We start from the raw sequence: 26169 nt of genomic DNA, 5'->3' as shown, positions 1-26169 counted from the left end.
CTCTGGAAGGTAAGTCGGATATGCCTGAGACCGTCACGCTTCGTCCCAGTGCCGCACAGTTGCTGCTACGTCATTCACTGCTGCGCGGATCACTCGATGGGCTGGCAAAGCTGACGCGCGGGCTGCTCAACGTGAGGCCACTGTCGTCGATCTGTACCGTGCTCGCTCCGGCATCGACTGTCAGTGTGCTGCCTTCAGCCAGTTCCAGGCGGGTCCCGTCCGCCAGTTGCAGTCGTCGGTCTGGCCCGGTGATCACCTGCCAGTCGAGGTGCATCTCAACGTTATCGGCACGTGCTTGATCATTCCTGCGACCATCTTTGTCTGCCAGCGCTGACAAACAGCCGGTAATCTGCGGCGGGCGGGTATCGTCTGCGCAAAAGCTCACAATCACTGCCATGCCACCCCGACATTCGATGTCCAGCCCCGCAGCCAGATGCAGCCAACAGCCGGCGTCGGGGCCCTCGGGGCGTTGCCACTCCCATTCGAGGCGAACATGCACCCGGCCTGACGCATCGGTCCTGGCCGGTTCGCCGTCGCGCCCGCTGATCCAGCCACGCTGCAGTGGCGCAATGGCGGGGCGCGGTGCCGGGACAGGTGTTTTGAATCCGGCTTCCCGGTGGATGGCACCAAAGACCAACTCGTGGCGGCGACGGGAGTGGACGAAATGGTAGTGAATGCCTTCTTCTGCACACAGCCGCTGGACCAGTTGCAGGTCGGATTCCTGGTACTGCACGCAGCTTTCGCGCTCGCTGCATTGCGTCTGCGGGGCAAAGCGGAAGCAGTGCTGCAAACCATGTTCTTCCAGCACCTGGGCGATGATCCGCGTGGCGGTCATGTGCTGAAAGATACGTGAGTGGTGGCGTAGCCCGAGGCAGGCCAGTCGAGGTCCCATCAGCAGCGTGTAGCAGGCCGGGCCGGGGTGGTAATGCTTGCGGGTCGCGCCGTGAATCTGACCGTGAAAGCCTTGCCCATGAAATCCGGGCTCGCTACCGCAGCTCAGCCAGGCAGGTTTGTACATCAGGCTGGTCAGGTCCAGATCGAAGCCGTCGCCGAGGATTTCCAGCTCGATGGCATACGGCTGGCTGATCGCTTCGGTTGCGCTGAACGATACGACGCTGAAACGGCGCTGCAGGCGGGCAATCTCCAGATGAAGGAATGGCGCGCTGGCGGGGTCGGGCATGGAGGGCTTCTCTACCGGGAATGCGACCGCGGATTCTCGCGCAGAAGCCGGGCAGGGTAGAGGTCTGCAGGTAGAACAGGACGTTGCCTACAGCAAGTGTTGGCGGGGGATTACATCGAGTGGGGGCTGTATGAGTGCGGAGCATGGGGGGCGGTGGTTACGGGCACCTCTCGTTCCTCACGCTCCGCGTCACGAACTGCATGCCAATGCGCAGCATTGGCACGATAAGCAGTTAGATCTGGCTCCGCGCAACGATCAGGACGACAGGTACGACGAGCGGGTCAGCCCCAGGCGCAAGGCATCGAGGAAGTAGGTGCGCTCGCGTGGGGTGATCTTGGCGCTGGCGACCTTGTCCCGGTAATGGGTCATCAGTTCTTCCGGCGACAGGTGCACGTAGCGCAGCATGTCTTCGATGGTGTCGTGGGTTTCGATGCCTGCGTGGTAAACGCTGCCGTCCGGGTTCTGGTAGATGTTCACCGAATCGGTATCACCGAACAGGTTGTGCATGTCGCCGAGAATTTCCTGGTAGGCACCCACCAGGAAGATCCCCAGCAGATAGTCTTCGCCTTCGTTCAGCGAATGCACCGGCATGCTGGTCTCGATGCTCTGCTCGTCGACGTACTGCTTGATCTTGCCGTCCGAATCGCAGGTCAGGTCCTGCAGCACGGCGCGGCGCACCGGCTCTTCATTCAGGCGGTGCAGGGGCAGAATCGGCAGCACCTGGCCAATGGCCCAGGTGTCCGGCAGGCTCTGGAACACCGAGAAGTTGCAGATGTACTTGTCGGCCAGCTTGTCGTTGAGCTCGTCCAGCACCTGACGATGCGAGCGTTGACGGGCTTTCAGCGAGTTGTACAGGCGACGGCAGACGGCGAAGTAGCATTGCTCGCCCAGCGCTTTTTCCGACAGGCTGATCTTGCCATCGGCGTACTGGGCCGCGATGTCGCTCATGTAGTGCGTGGCGCGCCAGTAGGTTTCGGTGACCATCTCGATGTCAGTCGGGCCCAGCAGGTCGACCAGCCATTGCACGGTTTCCGGCAGGCTGGCCTTGTCGGCGATTTCCGGGACTTCGTCGTTGTGTTTTTCGACGTCGGTCACCTGCACCACCAGCATGGCGTGGTGGGCGGTCAGCGAGCGGCCGCTTTCCGAGAAGATATGCGGGTGCGGCAGGCTTTGCGCGTCGCAGAATTCCTTGAGCATGCCGACCACGACGCCTGCATAGTCGTCCATGTCGTAGTTGATCGAGCTGGCGTTGCGCGAGTGCGTACCGTCGTAATCGACCCCCAGACCACCCCCGACATCGATGTAATCCACCGGCAGGCCGAGCTTGCGCAGTTCGCCGTAGTAACGGATCGCCTCCTTGAAACCGTGCTGATAGTCGGCCAGGTTGGCGATCTGCGAGCCCATGTGGAAGTGCAGCAGGCGAATGCCCTGATCCAGGCCGGCCTTGCGGAAACGCTCGACCACCGACAGCAACTGCGCAGCCGACAGACCGAACTTGGATTTCTCGCCACCGGTATCCGCCCATTTGCTCGACGCCAGGGAGGAGAGGCGTACGCGCAGGCCAACCTGGGGAGCGACCTTCAGTTCGGCGGCTTCTTCGATCACCAGTTCGACTTCGGACTCTTTCTCGATGACGATGAACACGTTGTGGCCCAGCTTCTGGCCCATCAGCGCCAGACGGATGAACTCACGGTCCTTGTAACCGTTGCAGACGATGGTGCCGCCTTTGGGCGCCAGTGCCAGCACCGCCATCAGCTCAGGCTTGGAGCCCGCTTCCAGGCCGATGGAGACGTTCTGCGTGGCGATGATGTTTTCCACCACCGCTTCCTGCTGGTTGACCTTGATCGGGTACAGCGCGGTGTACTTGCTCTGGTATTCCAGGCGCGCGATGTTGCTGTCGAACGCGCCGGTCAGCTGACGCACACGGTCCTGCAGAATGTCGGGGAAGCGCACCAGCAAGGGCAGCGACAGGCCGCTCTTGCGCAAATTGTCGACCTGTTCGTAAAGATCGATGGGCGAGCTGTCCGGCCCGTTGGGACGGACTTCAACGCGTCCCGCTTCGTTGATAGCAAAATAACCCGCGCCCCAATGGCGAATGCCGTAAACGCTGCGGCTGTCCGCAACGGTCCATTGGCTGCCATCGTCTTTACGTGTGCGTCTTACGGACATCGAAGTCCCCTATAAATAAGTCGTTGCGCCAGCCTGAAGCTGACTGCGCGCATTGTAATGGGTGGAAATGACGATTTGATTCGCGGGTTCAGCCGCCGGACTTTTTAGCCTTGAAGCCTTTTTTGATCAGCTCTGCCAACAGCAGTTCGACGTGATCGCCCTGAATCTCGATCACGCCTTCCTTGAGCGATCCGCCTGTGCCGCAGCGTTGCTTGAGAGCCTTGGCCAACTCTTTGAGCGGTTCTTCGGCCAGCGGGACGCCGCTAATGGTGGTGACGGTCTTGCCGCCCCGGCCCTTGCTTTCACGACGTACACGGGCAATGCCGTCACCTTCGGGGATGGCCGTCTGTTTGCAGGTGCACTCGGCAACGGGTTGACGACAATCGGGGCAGTGGCGCCCAGCGTCGGTTGAAAATACCAGGCCACCCAGGGCGGCGAGAGAAGCGGCTTTTTTAGCCACGCAAACATCCTCTTGTTGAGGACTGAAGATGGGTCGGACTCGTACGAGTTATCGACCGCGAAGCCCCACTCTGGCAGGGGCAGCGCTACTGAAACGGCAGGGCCGGTCCAGTTTGAAAAGGTCGCGCAGTGTAACGGCAAACCGGCCGGTTGCTAAGGGGCTGGATGTGCCAATTGCTGAACACTCGCTTACTGCTCGTTCTCTATCTGCTTAAGGTAGCGTTTCAGTGCCGCCAGGGAGTCGGGGCACCAGGGATTATGCTCAGCCTGTTGCAGAACTTCGGCGATGGGCATGAAGCGCGCCTCCAGGACCTCTTCAGGTTGCAGTTTCAAAGGTCCGTCCCATACGGCTGAAAACACTGCACACCAGAGCCGGTTGCCCGGCTGATCGAAGAAAAACTGTTCGTGGGCCTGCAGCGGTACGCCACTGACCCCCAGCTCTTCTTCCAGCTCGCGCGCGGCAGAGGCTGCGTAGCTTTCATCGGCTTGGACCATCCCGCCTGCGGCTACGTCCCAGTAGCCGGGATAGATCGCCTTGCTCAAGGTGCGCCGATGCACGCACAGCTCACCGAGACTGTTGAACAGCAGGATATAAGTGCCGCGTCCGATCAGTCCGCGTTCACGCAGGTCAGCGCGGACCAGCGAACCGAGCAGTCGATCCTGTTCGTCGACCCAGGCGATCTGCTCGGCATCCGAGGCGGCGCGGTGCGCGGCCTCGTTGGCAGGTATGGACATCAGCCCTGATTCAGCAGCTGGCGCAGGTCGATGACCGCAGCGTTGGCACGCGAGATGTAGTTGGCCATGACCAGCGAGTGGTTGGCGAACACGCCGAACGGGCTGCCGTTGAGAATCATCGGGCTCCACATCGGCTCTTGCGAGGCTTCCAGCTCACGAATGATCTGGCGCACGCTGACCGTCGCGTTCTTCTTCGCCAGTACATCGGCAAAATCAACCTCGATGGCGCGCAGCAGGTGCGACAGCGCCCAGGCCTGACCGCGTGCTTCGTAGAACACGTTGTCGATTTCCAGCCATGGCGTTTCGACGATTTCCTCGTCGACCTGCGGTACTTCACCGGGTTTGACCGACACAGCGGCTTCGGTTTTCAGCGTGCTGTTGAGTTTGACCCGGCCAACGCTGGCCGACAGGCGTTGCGACAGCGAACCCAGGCGGGTGCCGACATCGCCCAGCCAGTTGTTCAGGTTGTCGGCGCGGGCATAAAACAGCGCGCCTTTCTGGTTGGGATCGGACAGGCGTGCCTGGTAGCGGCTCAGGGAGTTGATCCCCTCGGCGTACTGCGACTCGCTGGAAGGCAGCAGCCAGCTGCGATTGTTGAAGTTGAACAACGGCTCGGCGCGGGCCAGATCGCCATCTTCAGCCGATTGCGACTGGGAGCGGGCGAAATCCTTGCGCAGCGCACGACTCAGATCACGCACCTGCACCAGCACGCCGTATTCCCAGCTCGGGATGTTGTCCAGCCACAGGCCAGGTGGCATGCGGTCGTTGGACAGGTATCCACCGGGCTTGTTAAGCAACGTGCCCGCCACGGTCTTGAGCGTTTCAACCGTCGTGTAGCCGATGACCATCTGTTTGCCTTCGCGCTCGGCGGCGGCTTGCGCATTCTGTTGTACCGGGAACAGCGCAGGTTCCTTGCTCCAGTACCAGCCGACTGCCAGTGCGACGAGCAGGTAGATCAAGATCAGGGCGCCCAGCGCACGGCTATAGAACAGGTTACCCAGGTAACCGCGGCGTTTGGTCGATGAAGTGTCAGCGCTGCGCGCACCCGCGCTGCCTGCGCGGTTCTTCCAATCCAGCATGGTAGGGTCCTTTCGATCTTGAGTTGAATGCTTCACGAGGCGTTCGACCGCAACCTTACCTCAAGGTGCGGCTGACAGACATTATCTTGATATTTGAACTGTAACGATCATAGGCGCAGTCTATGCATCGATTGATTTTGCATACTGGCTATGCGCCATCAAATTGTTGTCAAATAAGTGACTTACGACGCTGTTCTGTTGTAACGGAGGTGCTAGCATAGCGCCATCAGCCGTATCGCTCAGCAAAACCACAGTAGTCTGACCATGACCGACCACGAAGACCCTAGCCGAGATCGCCTGAAGCATCACTTTGCCCAACGGGTCATTCACCAGGCGCGCCAGATTCTGGAGACGTGGCAGCGTCTGCAAAAGGCCGAATGGTCGGTCGGCGATATGGCCGAGCTCAAGGAGTCCACGCAGCGTCTTTCGCGCTTCGCCGAGCGTTTCGAGCAGGCAGAACACAGCGCTCTGGCGCAGGAGATCAGCCAGGCCCTCGATGCGGTGGAAGCCAATCGCGGTCGTCTCAACAGCCGTGTCATCACGGATCTCAATCGTCTGATGCAGCGCCTTTCCCGAACCGGACTGCGGCACGGCGATCGTTTCGAGCAGACGGCGCTGCCACCGTTGCGCAAGCCCGTCTATATAGTGCTTCAGGATCACGAGCGGGCCGAGCGCCTGGCCAAGCAGCTGGAGTTTTTCGGGCTGGCGGCGCTGTCGCTGCACAATGTCGCCGAGTTTCAGCGGGCGATGGCACAGCGGCACCCGGCAGCGATTGTCATGGATGTCGATTTCAGCGGGCCGGGCAAGGGTCTTGAACTGGCCTCTCAGGCTCAGGAAGGGCTGGAACAGAAGCTCCCGCTGTTGTTTTTCAGCCTCAATGAAACCGATACACCCACCCGCCTGGCCGCCGTCAGGGCCGGTGGCGAAGAGTTTCTGACCGGCGCGCTGGAAGCGTCGAGTCTGCTGGAAAAAATCGAAGTGCTGACCTGCGTGGCTCAATACGAGCCTTATAAAGTGCTGATCATCGACGATTCCCGCGCGCAGGCGCTGCACACCGAGCGTGTTCTCAACGCCGCCGGAATCGTCACGCGGGTGTTGCTCGACCCGATTCAGGCGATGTCCGAACTGGCCGAGTTTCAGCCCGACCTGATCATTCTCGACATGTACATGCCGGGGTGTACCGGTACGGAGCTGGCCAAGGTCATTCGCCATAACGACCGTTATGTCAGCGTGCCGATCATTTATCTGTCGGCCGAAGACGATCAGGACAAGCAACTCGATGCCATGAGCGAAGGCGGCGACGATTTTCTGACCAAACCGATCAAACCCCGTCATCTGATCACCACGGTGCGCAACCGTGCTGCCAGGGCGCGAAGCCTCAAGGCGCGCATGGTCCGCGACAGCCTGACCGGGCTTTACAATCACACGCATATTTTGCAACTGCTGGAAGATTGCAGCTTTCGTTCGCGACGTGAAGACAAGCCGCTGTGCTTTGCCATGCTCGATATCGACCACTTCAAGAAGGTCAACGACAGCCACGGCCACCCGATGGGGGACCGCGTCATCAAGAGCCTTGCGCTGTTTCTCAAGCAACGCCTGCGCAAAACCGACTTCATCGGGCGTTACGGCGGTGAGGAATTTGCCATTGTCATGCCGGACACCGACATCCAGAGCGCCCACAGGGTGCTGGATGACATCCGCCATCGCTTTGCAGAGATCCATTACCCGGCGCAGCCCGCCGATCTGTTCTGCACCTTCAGTGCCGGGGTGGTTTCTCTCGGTGCCCATGACGACAGCCTGAGCCTTGCCTCCCAGGCGGATACGGCGTTGTACTGCGCCAAGCACGCGGGCCGCAATAGAGTGCATTCGGTGCTGGTCGATGTGCCTTATCACGTCGTATTGAACGAGATCGAAGCCTGACTCCCGTTCAGCCCTGGCTTTCGCTCTGCCTTTGCCGCTCTGCCGATTTGCCCGGTGAAAATGCCAATGCCAATTGTGTGCGGTTATGCATGTGAGTCAGGCGCAGCACTTGCGACACATAGAGTTTTACAGTGTTTTCAGTAATGCCCAGTTCGCAGGCGATCTGGTAATTGGTCAGTCCGGTGCTGACCAGGCGCGCCACGTCCAGCTGGCGGGGTGACAACTTGGCCAGTGCCACCGGCATTTGCCCGTCACGTTGCTGCCCATCACGTTCTTGGCGGTTACGCATTTTGGGCTCGGTTTGAGGCCTGTTCTGGACGCTGTCCAGGTTCTGATAAAGGTCGTCGATGGAGGCGGCCAGAAACTGGAGCTTTTCGTTGAGCAGGCCCAGTTGCTGGCGGGTTTTCTGCCGCTCGTGCAGCGCCTGGACTTGCAACTGCACAGCCTCGAGCAATTCTTCCAGATCGACCGGCTTCTGATAATAATCGGCGATGCCGGCCCGAAGCGCCTTGATGACGTCTTTTTTCTCGGCCTGGCCGGTCAGCATGATGGCCTCGAACAGGTGCGTCTTGCCGCCAGCCATCTTCATCGCTTCGACCATCTCGATGCCGTTCATGCCGGGCATTTCCAGATCGCAGAGTACGATGCCGATGGTGCTGTCGGCGCTGAAATGCTCGATGGCCTCAAGGCTTGAATGGCAACGCACACACTCATAGCCGCTGCTCTCCAGAAACTCGCAGAGTTCTTCAACGATAAGGGGCTGGTCATCGACCACTAGAACTTTCGTGAGCGGGTAGTTATCCACAGGCAACTCCATGCTGTTAGGGGGCCGCCGACGGCGCCCCGATCCATTCAGCAAAACATGACTCGGCGTTATTCGATCAGTGTGGGTATTGGTGACAGTACGTCATGGCCATGACTTAACCGTAGTCGTACTTTCTGACTATGTACATAGCATTAAAATTTCCCGCGCTGTTATTCGACTAGTGGAGCAGTGCCGTGCTCAGGAGTAAACCGGCGAATAAAAAAGGTGAAAAAGGATGTTTATCTGGCGCCGCAGGGTTCATATACCGATAGCGTTGCGCAACCCATTGCTGTGCAAGCGGCCAGGCACTCTTTCCGACGATAAGCCAGGTCGCCATGGCAACACCCGCGCCAATAAACGTACACAGCAGATAGGCACTGTTCGAGGCCAGCGCCAACGCCGTCATCAGTTTGACGTCTGCGGCGCCCAACTTGCCGAGTGCGTAACCGGGCAATGTCAGCGCCAATGCCAGGGTCACGGCCAGCAGGGCCTCCAGCGCAGGCGAGCCGAGCCAGGTCATACCGGTCAACGCCAGGTAGATAATCGCCAGCGCTGCTGCGCCGAGTGTCAGTCCGTTGGAAATCTGCTTGCAACGCGCATCCTGTTCGGCGCAAATTGCAAACCAGATCAGCAGGAAAAATAATTTCATCACGCCGAAGACATCCTGTTATCGGGAAAGATCTATGCTGTGTTGATGCATTACATGTCAGGGTAGACGTCGATATGAAAACTGTTCTGCACCACACCTTGCCCCGTCGTCAACAGGGGGCCGCTGCTATTGAATTCTCTGCGGTGTTCGTTATTTTCTTTGCGGTGTTCTACGGCATGGTGAGTTATAGCCTGCCGTTGCTCATGGTTCAGTCATTCAATGCCGCCGCCAGTGAAGCGGTGCGCAGAAGTGTGGCGCTCAGTCCGACAGTTACTGGCTATAACGATCTGTTGAAGAGTCAGGCCCAAAGTGTGGTCATGAACCAGTTGTCGTGGATACCCCCTGCGCTGGGATTCAATATCAACCATACCAGCGTGACCTATAGCGCAGGCATTTTGACCGTGACCATCCAGTACCCCAAGACCCGACTGGCTCAGGTACTGCCCTTGTTGACTCTTCCAGGCATTGGCGAGGTTCCGCGCTTGCCCAGCAACCTGACTGCACAAGCGAGTCTGCAACTTGTCCCTTGAAAAGAATCGTTTGAGCCGTTGGCTGGGCCGTGGTGAAGCAACGCAGGTGCCGCAGCCCTTGCCGATATCGAGCGAGCCCGGTCCGATCGGTGCGGACCTTTATCTGCTGCTGGATGACGAAGGCCGTATACAAAGTATCAGCCCGCACTTGCTCTCTCGTCTGGACATCGCTGCGCCACTGCCGGCTGCCCAGCGATTGATGAGTCTGCTGCTGCCCAACAGTGCACTGGTTATCGAAGGTGTGCCGCGTGACTGGCTGGGGCACATGCTCGACCTGGACTTCAAGGGCGACGATGCACATACCTTGCACGCCCGAGGCTGGGTGCAGGCGCATGGCAAGGGCTGGCTCTTGCAATTGCTGGATATCAGCGACCTGATGGAGGAAGCCAGTGCCGCGCGCAGCCGCCAGCAGTGCCTGCGGTTTGCCGGGCAGATGGCCGAGCGTGTGCGAGGGTGCAATGTCGACCGCCTGACTGCCGTGGTGAGCGAGCAACTGGAGGAACTCGCGCAGCTGTGGCGCATTCCCTGTGTGGCGCTGGTGTTGCCGGAGGTTGGCGGTGTCGGCTGGCGTGTTTATTGTCAGTACAGCGCTCATACGGCGCCCGAGTTGTGGCAGGTCGGGCAGCGGCTGGGCACTGCGCTGGATCGATTCAACGTCGATGCCACGCAGCAGCTGAGGTTTGGCGGCAGTGTCGATGCGGGAGCGCTGCAAAGTGTTTTCGGCAACGCTGACGGTTTTCTCATCCCCCACAGCCGCGATAACGTTGCCAAGGCCTGGCTGATGTTCGGTTTTTATAACGCGCAGCAGCAGGCGCCGGACCTGGGCGAGCGCGAGTGGCTCAACCTGTGCTCGGCGCTGGCCGGGCCGGTGCTTTTTCGAATGTCCGAGCAACATAACCGTCACCATGTCGAACGCCTGGCGGTGCTTCAGGACCTGCTGGGCACCGGGTGGTGGGAATTGCTGCCGGATCGTGACGAGGTTCTGCTGGCACCGCAGCTGGCTCGCAGTCTGCGTCTGGGCGACCGGGTCGAGAGCCTGTCGCGTCAGGACTGGCTGGCACTGATTCATCCCGCCGATCGACAGGAGCTGTCCAGTCGCCTCGCCCAGTTGCGCGACAAGGGCACGCCGCTGTTGCTCTGTGTACGTCTGGCACAAAACGACCCCGCTCAGGAAACCCTCTGGTTTCGTATTCAGGGGCAAGCGTTGCACAGGGGGCAGGTGCAGCGGGTATTGGGCTTCATGCTGGACGTCAGCGATATCAAGAATCAGGAAACCGAGGCCGCCGCCGCCCATGCCCGGCTGGATAACCTGATTGCCAGTTCGCCCGCCGTGATTTACGTGCAGCGTTATGATCACGGCAATCTGGAACCCACCTTTTTCAGTGACAGCCTCACGCCTTTGCTGGGCTGGACGCTGGCCGATTGCGTCGACGGGCAACTGGCGGGGTACATCCATCCCGACGACCACGACATCTGGTTCGAGCGTAATCGCCAACTGCTGCGCGAAGGATTCGTCAGCCGCCGTTTCAGGTTGCGCAACAGGAACGGCCAATACCACTGGCTGCTGGACGAGGCGCGACTGCTGCGTGACGACCTCGGCATGCCGGTGGAGGCGGTGGGTCTGTGGCTGGATGTGACCGAGGCCACCCTGGCCGCCGAGCATATACGGCGTAGCGAGGAGCGTTACCGCATTCTGGTCGAGGATTCGCCGGCCATGATCTGCCGCTACACGCCGGACCTGGTGTTGAGTTTCGGCAACCGGCCGCTGGCCAAGTATATGGAGTGCACACCCGAGCAACTGACCGGGATCAACCTGGGAGACTGGCTGTCGGACGAGCAGCGCGAGGCATTCATCAAGCGTATCGGCCAGCTGACTCCGGAAGCGCCGGTGAGTACCGAAGAAATCTGTATCGAGCTGCCGGGACGCGAGTATGCCTGGTGGATATGGGCCGACCGGGGGGTATTCGATGAACACGGCAAACTGGTCGAAGTGCAGGCGGTGGGCCGTGACAACACCGATGTACGCCGCTCGCGCATGCAGTTGAATCAGAGCGCGAAGATGGCAACGCTTGGCGAGATGTCCACCGGTCTGGCCCACGAGATCAATCAGCCGCTCAACGTCATGCGCATGGCCGTGGTCAACGTCCTCAAGCGTCTGGGTCGGGGTGATGTGGACATCGAATACCTCACTGAAAAGCTCAATCGCATCGACACCCAGGTGCAGCGCGCCGCCCGGGTGGTCGATCATATGCGGGTATTCGGTCGCCGCTCTGAAGTAGAAGAGCAGCTGTTCGATCCGGCCCAGGCGGTCGAAGGCACGATCTCGATGCTGGCTGAAGGCATGAAAGGCAAGGGCGTGCAGCTGCGGGTCGGCGGGATGATCGACGCGGTGCGGGTTCGTGGTCATGTCGATCAGCTTGAGCAGGTGCTGATCAACCTGATGGTCAACGCCCGGGATGCCTTGTTGTCGCGCCGGGAAAAGGACCGGGATTTCGAGCCATGGATCAGTGTCGAGGCCGAGCGCGATGAAAATATCATCCGCCTGGCGGTCCAGGACAACGGTGGAGGCATTGATCCGCGGTTGCTGGAGCGCATTTTCGAGCCGTTTTTCACCACTAAACCGGTAGGTGTCGGCACCGGGCTGGGCTTGTCCGTCAGTTACGGCATCGTCGACCAGATGGGCGGCCAGCTCAGCGTCGCCAACATCGGCGAGGGCGCTCGCTTCCAGATCGAGCTGCCGATATTCAACGCCGATCAGCCCGGCAGCTAAATCACCAGCGTCGCCTGACCCAGGTTGCAGCTCAGGTTGGTGCCGACATCGGTAGCCCCCATGCTCACACCCAGTGATTCGAACAACGGGTCGACGACCGACGTCAGCAAGCGTGTCAGGGTGTCGTCGACAATCGCATCCAGCGCCAGGGTCAGGCTGTTCAGTGTGGTGGCCGCACCGGTGATGACGTTGCCCAGCACATTGCTGGTCGCCGGTTTATACACATTCACTTTCACGCTTGAAGCCGTGCCGTTGAGCAAGGTGCTCGGTTTGGTGTGTGCAACGCGTGTCAGGTAAAACGGGGCACTGTTGATCTCCGGCAGGTTGGGCGAGCTGAACGTCGTGCTGGTCACCGTCGAGCTGCCCAGTGCCGACTGGCTGACGTTGTCGAAGGTAAGGCCGATACCGCCACCCCCGAAAGGCTTGCGGGCGGTGCAGTTACCCAGCAGCCCGGCGATTTTCTGACAGGTCATGGTGCCGATATCGATGACCGGCACCGGCAGGGCGGTGATGGCCGCCGGATCAGTGCTGGCGGGGAAGGCCGACGAGCTGTCGATCGAGCCGATCCTGGCGCTGAGCAGTGCTGCGTCGGTCTTGACGTTGAGGGTTTTGCTGGCGTTGCTGGTACAGGTAAAACCGGTGACGTAGCTGTCGGCGCTGGCCATTGACAGGCTCATGTCGATTCTCGGGCCTGCGCTTGATGAGCTGTCGGTCAGAAACTTGAAGTCGGTCACCATGCAACTGCTCAGTCCCAGCGCGCAGGAGGCCGAGGTCCCCAGCCCGGCGAGGTTCAGGCCCAATGCGCTGTTGAGGATCGGCGTGAGGCTGCCGATCACCGAACCTGCGGTATTGGCCAGCGAAGTGATTGTGCCGAGCACCGGCAGGTTGATCGACACCAGCGCGCGCATCTGTGCCGTGCGTACGTAAATCCGGTTGGCACCGTCTCGCGGGTTGAGCGGGTCGATTTTGCTCGGGTCGCCGATCGCCGACAGCTGAGGCGGCTCGATCACCTGAATGCGTGTGGTGACCTGCGCCAGCCCGGCGACATTGATCTGGGTGGCGGTCAGAACGCCGGTTTTTTCGTTGGCCAGTTGCGCGATGCCCTGGACCAGATCCATCAGGCGCAGATTGGTGTTCAGCGCGGCGAGGTCCGTGCCGCTCTGCACTGAGAGTAGATCACCCAGCAGCACGGTGGTCGTTCCAGCCGCCAGCTTCAAGGCTTGCAGGCCCTGAATGGCGGCGGCACCGCCCAGCGTCGCGTTGGGGCTGATGACGTTGATTGCGCTCTGCAGCAACTGACTGACCGAGACCGAGGTGTTGAGTACATCGTTGTAGCCAATCGCCGTAAGGCTGAGGTCGGTTTTCAGCCTGTTCAGGTAGCTCAGCAGGCTCAGGTTGGTGTCTGCGATGCCTTGCCAGTTGGCAACACTCAGGTTCAGCGTACCGCCCAGCAGGCTGCCGACCACCGGGTTGAGGAGGGCGGCGCCGGTGCTGTCCACAGTGACTGCCGCACTGCGGATGGTCAGTGCCGCCAGCGGCGAGGCGCTGGCGGCCACGGCGGTGGCGCTGATCGTCACATTCGGTGGGGAGGGCGTTTTTTCGAACAGGGCGCCAATGCCGGCTGCAATGCTGCGCGGCACCGGATGCGCCGCAACCACCTGAATAGCCAGCGCTTGCGTCGAGTCGGCGACAAATACGCGAGGTCCCGCGACGTCCACCGCAAGTGTTCCGCAGCGAGTCACCAGGGTGCGGCCATCGGTATTCGGGGTGAAACCGTTGCGCGTAGCACTCTGACTGGCGAAATCGGGCGCCGAGGCCGCCGTGCCGCTGCACGTTCCTCTGCGGCCTGCCGCTTCCAGGGCGGCAATGTCCGCAACCCGCTGCAACGAGCGCTTTTCCAGGTACAGCCTGCCGCTGTCGATAACGGTCAGCGTGCACAGCAGCGCCAGACCCATGGTCAGCGCCGCCATCAGGCCGATCGCGCCGCGCTGCCGGGAGGGCAGCGCCGTATAACCATCCAGTGCAGACATCAACACTCCTTCGATCACGCCATCGCACACTCATTTGTCGCTGGAGAGTGTAGTCAACGCCTCGAAAGAGCACTGGCAAGGTGCCAGATTTGAGAAGTGTCGCACCCGTTGCGCGCGGGTGCGATCAGTTCTGCCGATCAATACTGGTAACGCAGCACACCGTGCGACAGGGCGCGAACGGCAAAAATACCCAGCAACGCGGTCATGGCTGGCACGACGAGCCACCAGACGCGCACCGACATGGCCGGCAAAGGGTCCTTGCGTTGAATGAGCGCCAGGCTGGCGGCGCAGACACAGAACGCCAGAAGCATGCCGGCGAGAATATCGGTGGGCCAATGGACACCCAGATATACCCTCGACAGCGCGATTGCCAGGGCCGGAATACCGGCGACGAACATCCAGGTCACGCGCAGCCGCACGGGCTGGCCACGTCCGGCCAGCACTGCCAGGGTCATGAACAGCGCAAAGGCCGCCGAGCTATGCCCGCTGGGCATGCTGTACGTGGTCAGCGGTTCTAACAGCACCTCCGGGCGAGCGCGGGCGAAAAACGTTTTCAGGATGCCGTTGGCGATCGCGGTGCCCAGTGTGGCGGTCAGGGCAAAGGCTGCGTGGCGCCATTGCCTGGCAACCGCCAGCACGATGATCAGCAGACTGGCGGCCAGCAACTGCGCCCTGAAATCGCCGATGCTGGTGACGAAGACCACAATGTGCTGCGTGGCTTCGCTGCGGTGTTCCTGGATGAGCGTCATCAGGCCGTTGTCGAAGTCGGCCAACAAGGGGAAGCCGAAGAACAGCGCCGCGACCAGCGTCAGGCTGAGCGCGGAAATCAGTCGGGTTGCGTAGCGTTTCTGGCGAATACTGCTCTGGATGCTCAGCCCGAACAGGACGGCCAGGCCGCCGCCGACCACGGCCGCCTCGGGCCAGAAGCCTTCCGGCAGTGGCAGGCGAATCGCTGCACCTGCCGCCCAGCCCGGCATCAGGTAGGCAATCGACCAGCCTGCCGCCGCCAGCACACTGACCGCCACGAAGCGCGGCAGCGGCATGTCGCACATCCCGGCGATCATCGGCAGCATCGGGCGCAACGGACCGATGAAGCGTCCTACCAGCAAACTGGCAATGCCGTAACGGTGGAAGTATTTTTCCGCACCTTCCATCCACTCCGGGTGCGTGCGCAAGCCGGGCAATTGACGGATATTCTGATGAAAGCGCCGGCCTACGAAGTACGACACCGCGTCACCCAGCAGCCCGCCGAGAAAACCCAGCAACAGCACTTCACTCAACGGCAGTATCCCGCTGCCCGCCAGGGCGGCGATGGCAAACATGATGACCGTGCCCGGCACGACGATCCCGACGATCGCGACGCATTCAATGAAGGCCACCAAAAAGATCGCGACAGCCACCCAGGAAGGGTTTGCGGTCAGCCAGCCAGTCATTCCATTGAGCAGATCGCCCATCGGTCAGTTTCCTTGATCGAGAAATAAGTAGTCGCGGCCTTCGACCTGACCGCGTCTGAGAGGGTTCCGTGTGCAGAAACGGGCGTACCCGGCATCCACGAAGCGGTACATCAGGTGCTCATCGCGCCCGGCAGGAATGCCCAGTCGGGTGGTCTGGATGATACGTTCGGGTGTCTGGCCGACGTCCTCGACCAGCAATTTCTGCGGGTCGAAGCGCTTGGCGTCCCACACCGGGACTTTCAGGCCGAGCGCCTTGCACAGCAGCGTCTGGCCAGCGCAAAGCCGTTGCGCCGGGCGCATCGCGCCGCTGGCGTCGGGGTTGTTCAGTTGCATCTGCGCCAGCGCGTTTTCGTCGCTGGTTGCGTCGGTCCAGGCAAACGCCGATTTGATCAGCACGGCATTGCCCGGCCCTTCGGCGCTGAAATTCAACGAATCGCCGCCACGCGCGTAGTACATATAGATGTGGCCGCCGTCGAGAAACAGCGCCTTGCGTTTCTCGGTGTAGCCCAGCGAGGCATGGCTGCCCTTTTCGGCGCAGTAGTACGCTTCGGTTTCGATAATCCGCGCGGCCAGCCACAGGTCGCCTGCCTTGTGGCGAATGACTTTGCCCAGCAGGTCGCGCGCCAGCACCTGGGCATCGCGATGAAAGAAGTGGTCGGGAAGGGCTGTGGGCATAATCGGACGGGTACATTGAGAAAGAGCCCGATAATAACAAGCGCAAGTTTAATTGCAGCTGAATGTGTCCGGATTAGGCGCTTTGTTGTTTCTGAACATGACCGAATCATGACAGGCCGTTAAGCCCATGCGTGATGCCTGCCTGTGCATGGCCGCTGGCAACGCCTGCCACGGTGACGAAAAATCTGCGCACTGATATCGACCATCCGCCTGTCTGCGCTGTCGTTCGGGCGGCACGACAGCTATAATCAGCCGCTTTCCTCTTTGCCAAGACCTCTGAGACCAATGACTGAGTCCGTTCTTGACTACATGACCCGCCTGGGTCGCGCCGCCCGCGAAGCTTCGCGAGTGATCGGTCGTGCCAGCACTGCGCAGAAGAACCGCGCCCTGCAGGCCACTGCCGCCGCTCTGGACGAAGCCCGCGCCGAGCTGTCTGCCGCCAATGCGCTGGACCTGGCCAATGGTCAGGCGAACGGGCTTGAGCCGGCCATGCTCGAGCGTCTGGCCCTGACCCCCGCACGGATCGACGGCATGATCGTCGGGTTGCGTCAGGTTGCAGCGCTGGCAGACCCGGTCGGTGCGATCCGCGACATGAGCTATCGGCCGTCGGGTATTCAGGTCGGCAAGATGCGCGTGCCGCTGGGGGTTGTCGGAATCATCTACGAGTCACGTCCGAACGTGACCATCGATGCGGCCAGTCTGTGTCTGAAGTCCGGAAACGCAACCATCCTGCGCGGTGGTTCCGAAGCCATTCATTCCAATCGCGCCATCGCGGCCTGCATTGAACGCGGTCTGGCCGAGGCCGGGCTGCCCGCTGCTGTCGTGCAAGTGGTTGAAACCACCGACCGTGCAGCGGTTGGCGCGCTGATCAGCATGCCCGAGTACGTGGACGTCATCGTTCCGCGTGGCGGCAAGGGCCTGATCGAGCGCGTCAGCCGCGATGCGCGGGTGCCGGTCATCAAGCATCTGGACGGCATCTGCCATGTGTATGTCAGTGCCCACGCCGATCTGGCCAAGGCGCAGAAGATCGCCTTCAACGCCAAGACCTACCGTTACGGGATCTGCGGCGCGATGGAAACCCTGCTGGTCGATCAGACCATTGCCGCCGACTTTTTGCCGTCGATGGCCGCACAGTTTCGCGAGAAGGGCGTCGAGTTGCGCGGTTGCGAGCGTACCCGTGAGCTGATCGACGTGATCCCGGCCACCGAGGACGACTGGCATACCGAGTACCTGGACGCGATTCTGTCTATTCGCGTCGTGTCCGGGCTGGATGAAGCCATCGAGCACATCAACCATTACGGCTCGCATCACAGCGATGCCATCGTTTCGGACCACCAGAGTCAGGTGCGCCGGTTCATGGCCGAGGTCGATTCCAGTTCAGTCATGGTCAACGCGCCGACCTGCTTCGCTGACGGGTTCGAATACGGCCTGGGTGCCGAGATCGGCATTTCTACTGATAAGCTGCACGCCCGCGGTCCTGTCGGTCTTGAAGGGCTGACCTGCGAGAAGTACATCGTGATCGGTGACGGCCAATTGCGCGGACAAGCCTGACTTGAATAGCCCCATGACCGCGCTGCCCAGACGTATCGGCATGCTTGGGGGCACGTTCGACCCGGTTCATATCGGTCATTTGCGCGGTGCGCTCGAAGTGGCCGAACTGCTGGAACTCGATGAGTTGCGCCTGACGCCCAGCGCCAGGCCTCCGCATCGTGACATGCCGAGCGTCACCGCCGAGGATCGTCTGGCGATGGTTCAGAGCGCCGTCGCGGGTGTGTCGCCCCTGACGGTGGATGACCGTGAACTGAAACGTGACAAACCGTCGTACACCCTCGACACACTGGAATCGATGCGCGCCGAACTGGCGCCTCGCGACCAGTTGTTCCTGTTGCTGGGTTGGGATGCCTTTTGCGGGCTGCCGACCTGGCACAGATGGGAAGAACTGCTGGAGCACTGCCATATCGTGGTGCTGCAACGCCCGGACGCGGACAGCGAGTCGCCGGATGCCATGCGCAATCTGCTGGCGGCCCGCGCAGTCAGCGATCCCAAGGCCCTGAAAGGGCCGGGTGGACAGATTACATTCGTCTGGCAGACGCCTTTATCGGTATCTGCCACCCAGATCCGTCAACTGCTGGCCAGCGGTAAGTCGGTACGTTTTCTGGTGCCAGACGCGGTACTGGCCTATATCGATGCGCGCGGACTTTACCGCGCGCCGAACACTGATGGGTCGTCCTGAAACTGCTTTGATCGACAAGCGTCTGGACGGTCCCACACATACGAGCTGAATGAGTTTTATATGACCAAGCAAAAAATGAGCAGTGAAGAAGTCATCAATGTTGCGATTGCAGCCCTCGAAGAGGTCAAGGGTGCCGACATCCTGACCATCGACGTGCGCGACAAGACCAGCATCGCTGACTACATGCTGATCTGCACCGGTACGTCCAACCGTCAGTTGAACGCACTGGTCGATAACGTCCGTGACAAGGTCAAGGCTGCCGGCCTGAAGTCCCTGAGCGAAGAAGGCAAGGGCGACAGCGACTGGGTCCTGCTGGACCTGGGTGATGTGATCGTCCATGTGATGACCGCTGCGGCACGCCAGTTCTATGACCTCGAGCGCTTGTGGCAGGGGGCTGAACAAAGCCGTGCTGCCAGCGCTGCGCACCACACACCGGGCAACGAATAAGGTCTTGATGTGCGTCTGCGTCTGATCGCTGTGGGTTCGCGCATGCCCAAGTGGGTGGAAGAAGGTTGGCACGAATATGCCAAGCGGATGCCCTCCGAGCTTGCGCTTGAACTGGTGGAAATCCCGCTCAATACCCGAGGCAAAAACGCCGACGTCGCGCGCTTTATCCGTCAGGAAGGCGAGGCGATGCTGGCGAAAGTGCAGCCGGGCGAGCGGATTGTCACGCTGGAAGTGCATGGCAAACCGTGGAGCACCGAACAGTTGGCGGTCGAGCTCGATCGCTGGCGTCTCGATGCGCGCACGGTCAACCTGATGGTCGGCGGCCCCGAGGGGCTGGCGCCTGAAGTCTGTGCCCGCAGTGAACAACGCTGGTCTCTGTCGCCGCTGACCCTGCCGCACCCGCTGGTGCGCATCCTGATCGGCGAGCAGATGTATCGCGCCTGGACGGTCCTGTCCGGGCACCCTTATCACAAGTAGCATCGTCTTTACTGTGAATACGGCCTAAATGTCTCAACCGATCCGCCTCAAAGACCACGAAAAGGACGCACGCCTGGTGCGCGGCAGGGTCGTGTTCGGTGCTGTGGCGGTGGTGTTGCTGGTGTGCGTGCTGATTGCCCGGTTGTATTACCTGCAGGTCATCCAGTACGAGTATCACTCCACGCTTTCGGAAAATAACCGCGTTCACGTTCAGCCGATTCCGCCCAGCCGCGGGTTGATCTACGACCGTAACGGCGTTGTGGTCGCCGATAACCGGCCCAGTTTCAGTCTCAGCATGACCCGTGAGCGCGCCGGCGAGTGGTCCAGCGTGCTCGACACCATTGTCGAGATCCTGCAGCTCACCCCCGACGACCGCATCATCTTCGAAAAGCGCATGAAGCAGGGGCGTCGGCCATTCGAGCCGGTGCCCATCCTGTTCGAGCTGAGCGAGGAACAGATCGCCCTGATCGCCGTCAACCAGTTCCGCCTGCCGGGCGTCGAAGTGGTTGCGCAACTGGTCAGGCATTACCCGCAAGGGCCGCACTTTGCCCACTCGGTCGGCTACATGGGGCGCATCAACGAGAAAGAGCTCAAGAGCCTCGACCCGATCAATTACAGCGGCACGCACCATATCGGCAAGACCGGCATCGAGCGCTTTTACGAGCCCGAGCTGCATGGTCAGGTCGGCTACGAAGAGGTCGAGACCAACGCCCGTGGTCGCGTATTGCGTGTGCTCAAGCGCACCGACCCGATCCCCGGCAAGGACATCGTCCTGAGCCTGGACATCAAGCTTCAGGAAGCCGCCGAAGCGGCACTGGGCGGGCGTCGTGGTGCGGTCGTCGCGCTGGACCCGGCCACCGGGGAAGTGCTGGCGATGGTCAGTGCGCCGAGCTTCGATCCGAATCTGTTTGTCACCGGCATCAGCTTCAAGGCCTATGCCGAGCTGCGCGATTCCATCGACCGGCCGCTGTTCAACCGCATCCTGCGAGGGCTGTACCCGCCGGGCTCGACCATCAAGCCTGCAGTGGCGATTGCCGGGCTGGATACCGGTGCGGTGACGCCTGGCTCGCGGGTATTCGATCCGGGCTATTACCAACTGCCCAATTATGATCACAAGTACCGCAACTGGAACCGCACCGGCGATGGCTGGGTCGATCTGGATACGGCGATCATGCGTTCAAATGACACGTACTTCTACGATCTGGCACACAAGGTGGGCATTGATCGACTGGCTACCTACATGAACAAGTTCGGTATCGGGCAGAAGGTCTCGCTGGACATGTTCGAAGAATCTCCCGGCCTGATGCCGTCCCGCGAGTGGAAGCGCGCCACGCGCCGTCAGGCCTGGTTCCCTGGCGAAACCCTGATTCTCGGGATTGGTCAGGGCTACATGCAGGCGACGCCTTTGCAACTGGCCCAGGCGACCGCGCTGGTGGCCAACAAGGGTGTATGGAATCGGCCGCATCTGGCCAGAACCATCGAAGGCAAGGCGCCTGTTGATGAAAATCCGATGCCGGACATCGTGCTGCGCGACCCGGCCAACTGGGGACGCGTCAACCATGGCATGCAGGAAGTGATGCACGGCGCGCGCGGTACGGCGCGCAAGGCCGCCATTGGTGCGCAGTACCGGATTGCCGGCAAGAGCGGTACTGCCCAGGTGGTGGCCATCAAGCAGGGCGAGAAATACGACCGCACCAAGGTGCAGGAACGCCACCGCGACCACGCCTTGTTCGTCGGCTTCGCCCCGGCTGATAACCCGAAAATCGTTGTTGCAGTGATGGTCGAGAACGGCGAGTCCGGTTCCGGCGTTGCTGCCCCCGTCGTGCGTCAGGTCCTGGACGCCTGGCTGCTCGACGAAAACGGCCATCTCAAACCCGAGTACGCCGGTTCCCTGAATCTGGAGGCTGCGGCCCGTGAAGAGTAATTTCGACCGCATCCTGTCCAGTGAAGACGTGATGCGTCGCCGCGCCACGTTTCTGCAGCGCATTCATATCGATGGCCCATTGCTGATCCTGCTGCTGACGCTGGCGGCGGGCAGCCTGTTCGTGCTGTATTCGGCCAGCGGCAAGAACTGGGACCTGCTGATCAAACAGGCCAGTTCGTTCGGCATCGGTCTGGTGGCAATGGTGGTGATCGCCCAGCTGGAGCCGCGCTTCATGGCGCGCTGGGTGCCGGTGCTGTATGTCATCGGCGTGCTGCTGCTGGTGGTGGTGGATGTCATGGGTCACAACGCCATGGGCGCAACGCGCTGGATCAACATTCCCGGGGTGATCCGCTTCCAGCCTTCGGAGTTTCTCAAGATCATCATGCCGGCGACCATCGCCTGGTACCTGTCCAAGCGCACGCTGCCGCCGCATTTGAAGCATGTGGCGGTCAGTCTCGCCCTGATTGGTGTGCCGTTCATTCTGATCGTGCGCCAGCCCGACCTGGGAACGTCACTGCTGATTCTGGCGTCGGGTGCCTTCGTGCTGTTCATGGCCGGTTTGCGCTGGCGCTGGATTATCAGTGTACTGGCGGCGGCCATACCGGCCGCGGTGGCCATGTGGTTCTTCTTCATGCACGACTACCAGAAGCAGCGCGTACTGACCTTTCTGGACCCCGAAAGCGATCCGCTGGGGACCGGCTGGAACATCATTCAGTCAAAGGCTGCGATCGGTTCGGGCGGCGTGTTCGGCAAAGGCTGGTTGCTCGGTACCCAGTCGCACCTCGACTTTCTGCCGGAAAGCCATACCGACTTCATCATTGCAGTATTGGGTGAAGAGTTCGGCCTGGTAGGCATCTGTGCGCTGCTGATCATCTATATGCTGCTGATCGGCCGCGGGCTTGTGATCACTGCGCAGGCGCAGACATTATTCGGCAAACTGCTGGCCGGCGCGTTGACCATGACGTTTTTTGTTTACGTTTTCGTCAACATCGGTATGGTCAGTGGCCTGCTGCCAGTGGTGGGGGTGCCGTTGCCCTTCATTAGCTACGGCGGAACTTCGCTCGTGACCCTACTGTCAGCGTTTGGGGTTTTGATGTCGATCCATACACATCGTAAATGGATCGCTCAAGTTTGATTAAGGTGAACTATTCAATGCAAGCAATGCGTAACTGGGCTCGATATGCTCCGGTGGTCGGTCTGGTGGGCATCCTTGGCTCGGTGCAAGAGGCGCTGGCGGGCGACTATGAAGGGTCGCCCCAGGTAGCGGAATTCGTTGGTGAGCTGACCCGCGATCATGGCTTTGCCGGTGAGCAGTTGATGAGCCTGTTCCGCGAGGTCGAGCGCAAGCAGGCCATTCTCGATGCCATTTCCCGCCCGGCCGAACGGGTCAAGCAGTGGAAAGAGTATCGGCCGATGTTCATCACCGATACGCGCATCGCTCGCGGTGTCGACTTCTGGCGTCAGCATGAGGCCGCCTTGGCGCGTGCCGAGCAGGAATATGGCGTGCCGGCGCAGATTATCGTGTCGATCATTGGTGTAGAAACCTTCTTCGGCCGCAATACCGGTAATTACCGGGTGATCGATGCCCTGTCGACGCTTGGCTTCGATTACCCGCCACGTGCCCAGTTCTTCCGCAAGGAACTGCGCGAGTTTCTGCTGCTGGCGCGCGAGCAACAGGTCGATCCCCTGACCCTCAAGGGGTCTTACGCCGGGGCGATGGGGCTGCCGCAGTTCATGCCGAGCAGCTTCCGCGCCTACGCGGTGGATTTCGACGGTGACGGTCACATCAATATCTGGACCGACCCGGACGATGCCATCGGCAGTGTCGCCAGCTATTTCAAACGCCATGGCTGGGTGGCCGGTCAGCCGGTGGTCAGTCGCGCCACGGCCCGCGGCGAACGGGTTGACGAGGGCTTGAGTCCTGCGCTTGATCCGGTAATGTCGGTCGGGGAGTTGCGACAGCTGGGCTGGGCGAGTCATGATGCGCTGCGCGACGATATGCCGGTGACGGCATTTCGTCTGGAAGGCGACAATGGTCCTGAATACTGGCTGGGTTTGAACAATTTTTATGCAATCACCCGTTATAACCGCAGTGTGATGTACGCCATGGCCGTATATCAGCTGTCTGAATCGTTGGTTCAAGCTCGAGGCGTCAAGTAATGCGGGCATCGCCGATTCTTCAATCATTCAAGCTTCTGGCGCTGACCGGCCTGGCAGTGCTGGTTGCCAGTTGCTCGTCGCCGTCACGCACAACGTCGTCGCAGCCGCCAAAAGGCGGTGCAGTCGTGCGCTCGATGCCGGGCCTGGACATCAACAGAGCCCACAAGGACGGCGCGCCGTGGTGGGATGTGGATGTCTCGCGTATCCCTGACGCAACGCCGACCCTGCACACCGGGGCCTACAAGGCCAACCCGTACACCGTGCTGGGCAAGACCTACTTCCCGATGAGCGATGCCAAGCGTTACGTCGCTTCGGGCACCGCCTCCTGGTATGGCACCAAGTTTCATGGCCAGAACACTGCCAACGGCGAAGTGTATGACCTGTACGGCATGAGCGCCGCGCACAAGACCCTGCCGCTGCCCAGCTACGTCAAAGTGACCAATCTGGACAACAATCGCACGGTGATCCTGCGCGTCAACGATCGCGGGCCGTTCTATTCCGACCGCATCATCGACCTGTCCTACGCGGCCGCCAAAAAGCTCGGCTATGCCGAAAGCGGCACGGCTCGGGTCAAGGTCGAGGGTATCGACCCGCAGGAATGGTGGGCGCAACGGGGTCGTCCGGCGCCGCTGTTGCTCAATCAGCCGCAGGTCGTTGCCCAGGCGACGCCGCCTGCGCTGTCCACTTCGACCGGCACCGTCGAGCAGTACACACCGCCGCCTCAGCAGCACGCTGCACCCGTCGTGCCGATGCAGGTTGACGCAAAAAAAAACGCTTCAGGACAAGCCGCTGGGCTGTTTCTCCAGGTGGGAGCCTTCGCCAACCCGGACGCTGCGGAACTCCTGAGGTCGAAATTGAGCGGGATGGTTCGAGCGCCGGTGTTCGTCAGCTCGATAGCGCGCAATCAGCAAACACTCTATCGAGTGCGGATGGGACCGATCGACACGCAGGGTGAAGCCCAGCAGCTGCAAAACAGCGTCAGGTCGGCCAATCTGGGTCAGCCGAGCGTAGTGACATCGGATCAGTAAGTTCTTCGACAATCGTTCCCCGGCAATAATGGGGGACGATATGCAGTCGCACGCGGCGCAGATTTGCTTTCAGGGCAAGCGTTGCAGGTAACTGCCCACAAGGTCGTGTGTCGAACAGGCGACTTTGTCAGCCAGGGTTACAGCCTGGCGCCACGAGCCGTACCGAAGCGTTTTCGCTTCGCCGGTCTGTTCAGTTTTGCCCGCAAGGGCATGTTTGCCCATTAGGATTCTCGAGAGACGGATGAACATCACCACCTTTGCAAAACGTTTGTGCCTGCTTGTTCCACTGATTATCACCCCGACTGTGTGGGCGGCAGAGCAGATGACGCCTGCTGCACCGCAACTGGCGGCCAAGTCCTACGTGCTGATGGATGCCACCAGTGGCAACGTCCTGGTCGAGAACAATGGTGATCAGCGTCTGGCTCCTGCCAGCCTGACCAAGCTGATGACCGCCTACATCGCGACCCTGGAAATCCGTCGCGGCCAGATCGGCGAAAACGATCCGGTGACGATCAGTGAAAACGCCTGGCGCACAGGCGGTTCGCGGATGTTCATCAAGGTCGGCAGCCAGGTCACGGTCAGCGACCTGTTGCACGGCATCATCATCCAGTCGGGTAACGACGCCAGTGTCGCGATTTCCGAGCACATCGCCGGCAGCGAAGACGCTTTCGCCGACATGATGAACAAGACTGCCGGCGACCTGGGCATGACCAACAGCCACTTCATGAACCCGACCGGTCTGCCGAACCCTGAGCACTACTCGTCGGCTCACGACATGGCGATCCTGGCGCGCGCGATCATTCACGAGGACCCGGCCCACTATGCGATCTACTCGCAGAAGGAGTTCTTCTGGAACGGCATCAAACAGCCTAACCGTAACCTGCTGCTGTGGCGCGACAAGACCGTTGACGGTCTGAAAACCGGTCACACCGATGAAGCCGGCTACTGCATGGTGTCCTCGGCAGTACGTGACGGCATGCGTCTGATCGCCGTAGTGTTCGGCACCAACAGCGAACAGGCCCGTGCGGCTGAAACCCAGAAGCTGCTGACCTATGGCTTCCGTTTCTTCGAAACCCAGAACTTCTATCAGAAGGGCACCGAGCTGGCCCAGGCCACGGTCTGGAAAGGCACCGAGCGTCAGGTCAAGGCCGGTCTGGCTGAAGATCTGAGCATGACCATGCCAAAAGGCGACATGAAGAAGCTGTCTGCCAGCATGACCATGAACCCGCAACTGGTTGCGCCAATTGCCAAGGGCGACGTGATCGGCAAGGTCGAGGTCAAGAAAGACGATCAGGTGGTTCACACCGCCAATCTGATTGCGCTCGATGGGGTTGAGGAAGGTGGTATTTTCCGCCGCGTGTGGGATAGCATCCGCCTGTTCTTCTACGGCTTGTTCAACTGATCCAGTAACCAATGCCGACCTTCTCGCGGCCTGCTCATGATCT

The 26169-nt window shown here is 60.7% G+C and carries 22 protein-coding genes; 12 read left to right on the top strand and 10 right to left on the bottom strand.

Going from position 1 to position 26169, the window contains the following annotated elements; all coding sequences use genetic code 11:
• Positions 1 to 70: 70 nt before the first annotated feature.
• From AC54XV_RS23060 to AC54XV_RS23040, 5 genes are all read right to left on the bottom strand, one after another.
• Positions 71 to 1180 (bottom strand): contractile injection system protein, VgrG/Pvc8 family, encoded by a 1110-nt coding sequence (locus AC54XV_RS23060; protein WP_096103829.1) that lies wholly within the window; start codon positions 1178 to 1180, stop codon positions 71 to 73.
• A gap of 255 nt (positions 1181 to 1435) precedes the next feature.
• The gene (speA, locus tag AC54XV_RS23055) at positions 1436 to 3349 is read right to left on the bottom strand and encodes an arginine decarboxylase (protein WP_003399746.1); all 1914 of its coding nucleotides are present in this window, start codon (positions 3347 to 3349) and stop codon (positions 1436 to 1438) included.
• An 88-nt stretch (positions 3350 to 3437) separates the two neighbouring features.
• Positions 3438 to 3809, bottom strand: a complete 372-nt coding sequence (locus AC54XV_RS23050; protein WP_003313912.1) for a translation initiation factor Sui1 — start codon at positions 3807 to 3809, stop codon at positions 3438 to 3440.
• A 188-nt stretch (positions 3810 to 3997) separates the two neighbouring features.
• Positions 3998 to 4543, bottom strand: a complete 546-nt coding sequence (locus AC54XV_RS23045) for an NUDIX hydrolase (RefSeq protein ID WP_003399749.1) — start codon at positions 4541 to 4543, stop codon at positions 3998 to 4000.
• On the bottom strand, positions 4543 to 5622 hold the full coding sequence (locus AC54XV_RS23040; RefSeq protein ID WP_011268997.1) for a DUF2333 family protein: 1080 nt from the start codon (positions 5620 to 5622) through the stop codon (positions 4543 to 4545). The genes AC54XV_RS23045 and AC54XV_RS23040 overlap by 1 nt, the downstream gene beginning before the upstream one ends.
• Before the next feature lie 264 nt (positions 5623 to 5886).
• Here AC54XV_RS23040 and AC54XV_RS23035 point away from each other — a divergent pair, with 264 nt between their 5' ends.
• On the top strand, positions 5887 to 7542 hold the full coding sequence (locus AC54XV_RS23035; RefSeq protein ID WP_024641018.1) for a response regulator: 1656 nt from the start codon (positions 5887 to 5889) through the stop codon (positions 7540 to 7542).
• Positions 7543 to 7549: 7 nt separating this feature from the next.
• Here AC54XV_RS23035 and AC54XV_RS23030 read toward each other — a convergent pair whose 3' ends face one another.
• The gene (locus tag AC54XV_RS23030; protein WP_201025283.1) at positions 7550 to 8359 is read right to left on the bottom strand and encodes a response regulator transcription factor; all 810 of its coding nucleotides are present in this window, start codon (positions 8357 to 8359) and stop codon (positions 7550 to 7552) included.
• A 166-nt stretch (positions 8360 to 8525) separates the two neighbouring features.
• A complete protein-coding gene (locus AC54XV_RS23025) occupies positions 8526 to 8996 on the bottom strand; it encodes an A24 family peptidase (protein ID WP_011268994.1) in 471 nt (156 codons plus the stop codon).
• Between the two features lie 74 nt (positions 8997 to 9070).
• Here AC54XV_RS23025 and AC54XV_RS23020 point away from each other — a divergent pair, with 74 nt between their 5' ends.
• Together AC54XV_RS23020 and AC54XV_RS23015 are read left to right on the top strand one after the other, a co-directional pair.
• A complete protein-coding gene (locus AC54XV_RS23020) occupies positions 9071 to 9526 on the top strand; it encodes a TadE/TadG family type IV pilus assembly protein (RefSeq protein ID WP_003399758.1) in 456 nt (151 codons plus the stop codon).
• The gene (locus tag AC54XV_RS23015; RefSeq protein WP_024651251.1) at positions 9516 to 12296 is read left to right on the top strand and encodes a PAS domain-containing sensor histidine kinase; all 2781 of its coding nucleotides are present in this window, start codon (positions 9516 to 9518) and stop codon (positions 12294 to 12296) included. The genes AC54XV_RS23020 and AC54XV_RS23015 overlap by 11 nt, the downstream gene beginning before the upstream one ends.
• Here AC54XV_RS23015 and AC54XV_RS23010 read toward each other — a convergent pair.
• The 3 genes from AC54XV_RS23010 to AC54XV_RS23000 form a co-directional block, all read right to left on the bottom strand.
• Positions 12293 to 14326, bottom strand: coding sequence for a TadG family pilus assembly protein (locus AC54XV_RS23010; protein ID WP_129450172.1), 2034 nt, complete (start codon positions 14324 to 14326; stop codon positions 12293 to 12295). The genes AC54XV_RS23015 and AC54XV_RS23010 overlap by 4 nt on opposite strands.
• A gap of 137 nt (positions 14327 to 14463) precedes the next feature.
• Positions 14464 to 15780 (bottom strand): bifunctional DedA family/phosphatase PAP2 family protein, encoded by a 1317-nt coding sequence (locus AC54XV_RS23005; protein WP_024639421.1) that lies wholly within the window; start codon positions 15778 to 15780, stop codon positions 14464 to 14466.
• 3 nt (positions 15781 to 15783) lie between these two features.
• Complete coding sequence (locus AC54XV_RS23000; RefSeq protein ID WP_011268989.1) at positions 15784 to 16455, bottom strand: DNA-3-methyladenine glycosylase; 672 nt, start codon at positions 16453 to 16455, stop codon at positions 15784 to 15786.
• A gap of 285 nt (positions 16456 to 16740) precedes the next feature.
• Here AC54XV_RS23000 and AC54XV_RS22995 point away from each other — a divergent pair, with 285 nt between their 5' ends.
• The 9 genes from AC54XV_RS22995 (at position 16741) to AC54XV_RS22955 (ending at position 26126) form a co-directional block, all read left to right on the top strand.
• Entirely contained in the window at positions 16741 to 18006 is a 1266-nt protein-coding gene (locus AC54XV_RS22995; RefSeq protein WP_024651248.1) for a glutamate-5-semialdehyde dehydrogenase, read from the top strand.
• A gap of 22 nt (positions 18007 to 18028) precedes the next feature.
• Entirely contained in the window at positions 18029 to 18688 is a 660-nt protein-coding gene (gene nadD / locus AC54XV_RS22990) for a nicotinate-nucleotide adenylyltransferase (RefSeq protein WP_161420682.1), read from the top strand.
• A 60-nt stretch (positions 18689 to 18748) separates the two neighbouring features.
• Positions 18749 to 19135, top strand: coding sequence for a ribosome silencing factor (gene rsfS, locus AC54XV_RS22985; protein ID WP_002555337.1), 387 nt, complete (start codon positions 18749 to 18751; stop codon positions 19133 to 19135).
• A gap of 9 nt (positions 19136 to 19144) precedes the next feature.
• On the top strand, positions 19145 to 19612 hold the full coding sequence (rlmH, locus tag AC54XV_RS22980; RefSeq protein ID WP_002555336.1) for a 23S rRNA (pseudouridine(1915)-N(3))-methyltransferase RlmH: 468 nt from the start codon (positions 19145 to 19147) through the stop codon (positions 19610 to 19612).
• A 28-nt stretch (positions 19613 to 19640) separates the two neighbouring features.
• Positions 19641 to 21536 (top strand): penicillin-binding protein 2, encoded by a 1896-nt coding sequence (gene mrdA / locus AC54XV_RS22975; protein WP_003399770.1) that lies wholly within the window; start codon positions 19641 to 19643, stop codon positions 21534 to 21536.
• A gap of 31 nt (positions 21537 to 21567) precedes the next feature.
• Positions 21568 to 22671, top strand: coding sequence for a rod shape-determining protein RodA (rodA, locus tag AC54XV_RS22970; RefSeq protein WP_003399772.1), 1104 nt, complete (start codon positions 21568 to 21570; stop codon positions 22669 to 22671).
• A 17-nt stretch (positions 22672 to 22688) separates the two neighbouring features.
• Positions 22689 to 23696 carry a lytic murein transglycosylase B gene (mltB, locus tag AC54XV_RS22965; RefSeq protein ID WP_104684574.1) on the top strand — a complete coding sequence of 336 codons (1008 nt, stop codon included), beginning with the start codon at positions 22689 to 22691 and terminating at the stop codon, positions 23694 to 23696.
• The gene (locus AC54XV_RS22960) at positions 23696 to 24724 is read left to right on the top strand and encodes a septal ring lytic transglycosylase RlpA family protein (protein ID WP_011268986.1); all 1029 of its coding nucleotides are present in this window, start codon (positions 23696 to 23698) and stop codon (positions 24722 to 24724) included. The genes mltB and AC54XV_RS22960 overlap by 1 nt, the downstream gene beginning before the upstream one ends.
• Before the next feature lie 241 nt (positions 24725 to 24965).
• Complete coding sequence (locus tag AC54XV_RS22955; protein ID WP_024639416.1) at positions 24966 to 26126, top strand: D-alanyl-D-alanine carboxypeptidase family protein; 1161 nt, start codon at positions 24966 to 24968, stop codon at positions 26124 to 26126.
• Positions 26127 to 26169 lie beyond the last annotated feature (43 nt).

It is taken from the genome of Pseudomonas fragariae (ex Marin et al. 2024) (assembly GCF_059621105.1).
The sequence above is the reverse complement of the archived record's forward strand: the minus strand, read 5'-3'. Positions and strand labels throughout refer to the sequence as shown.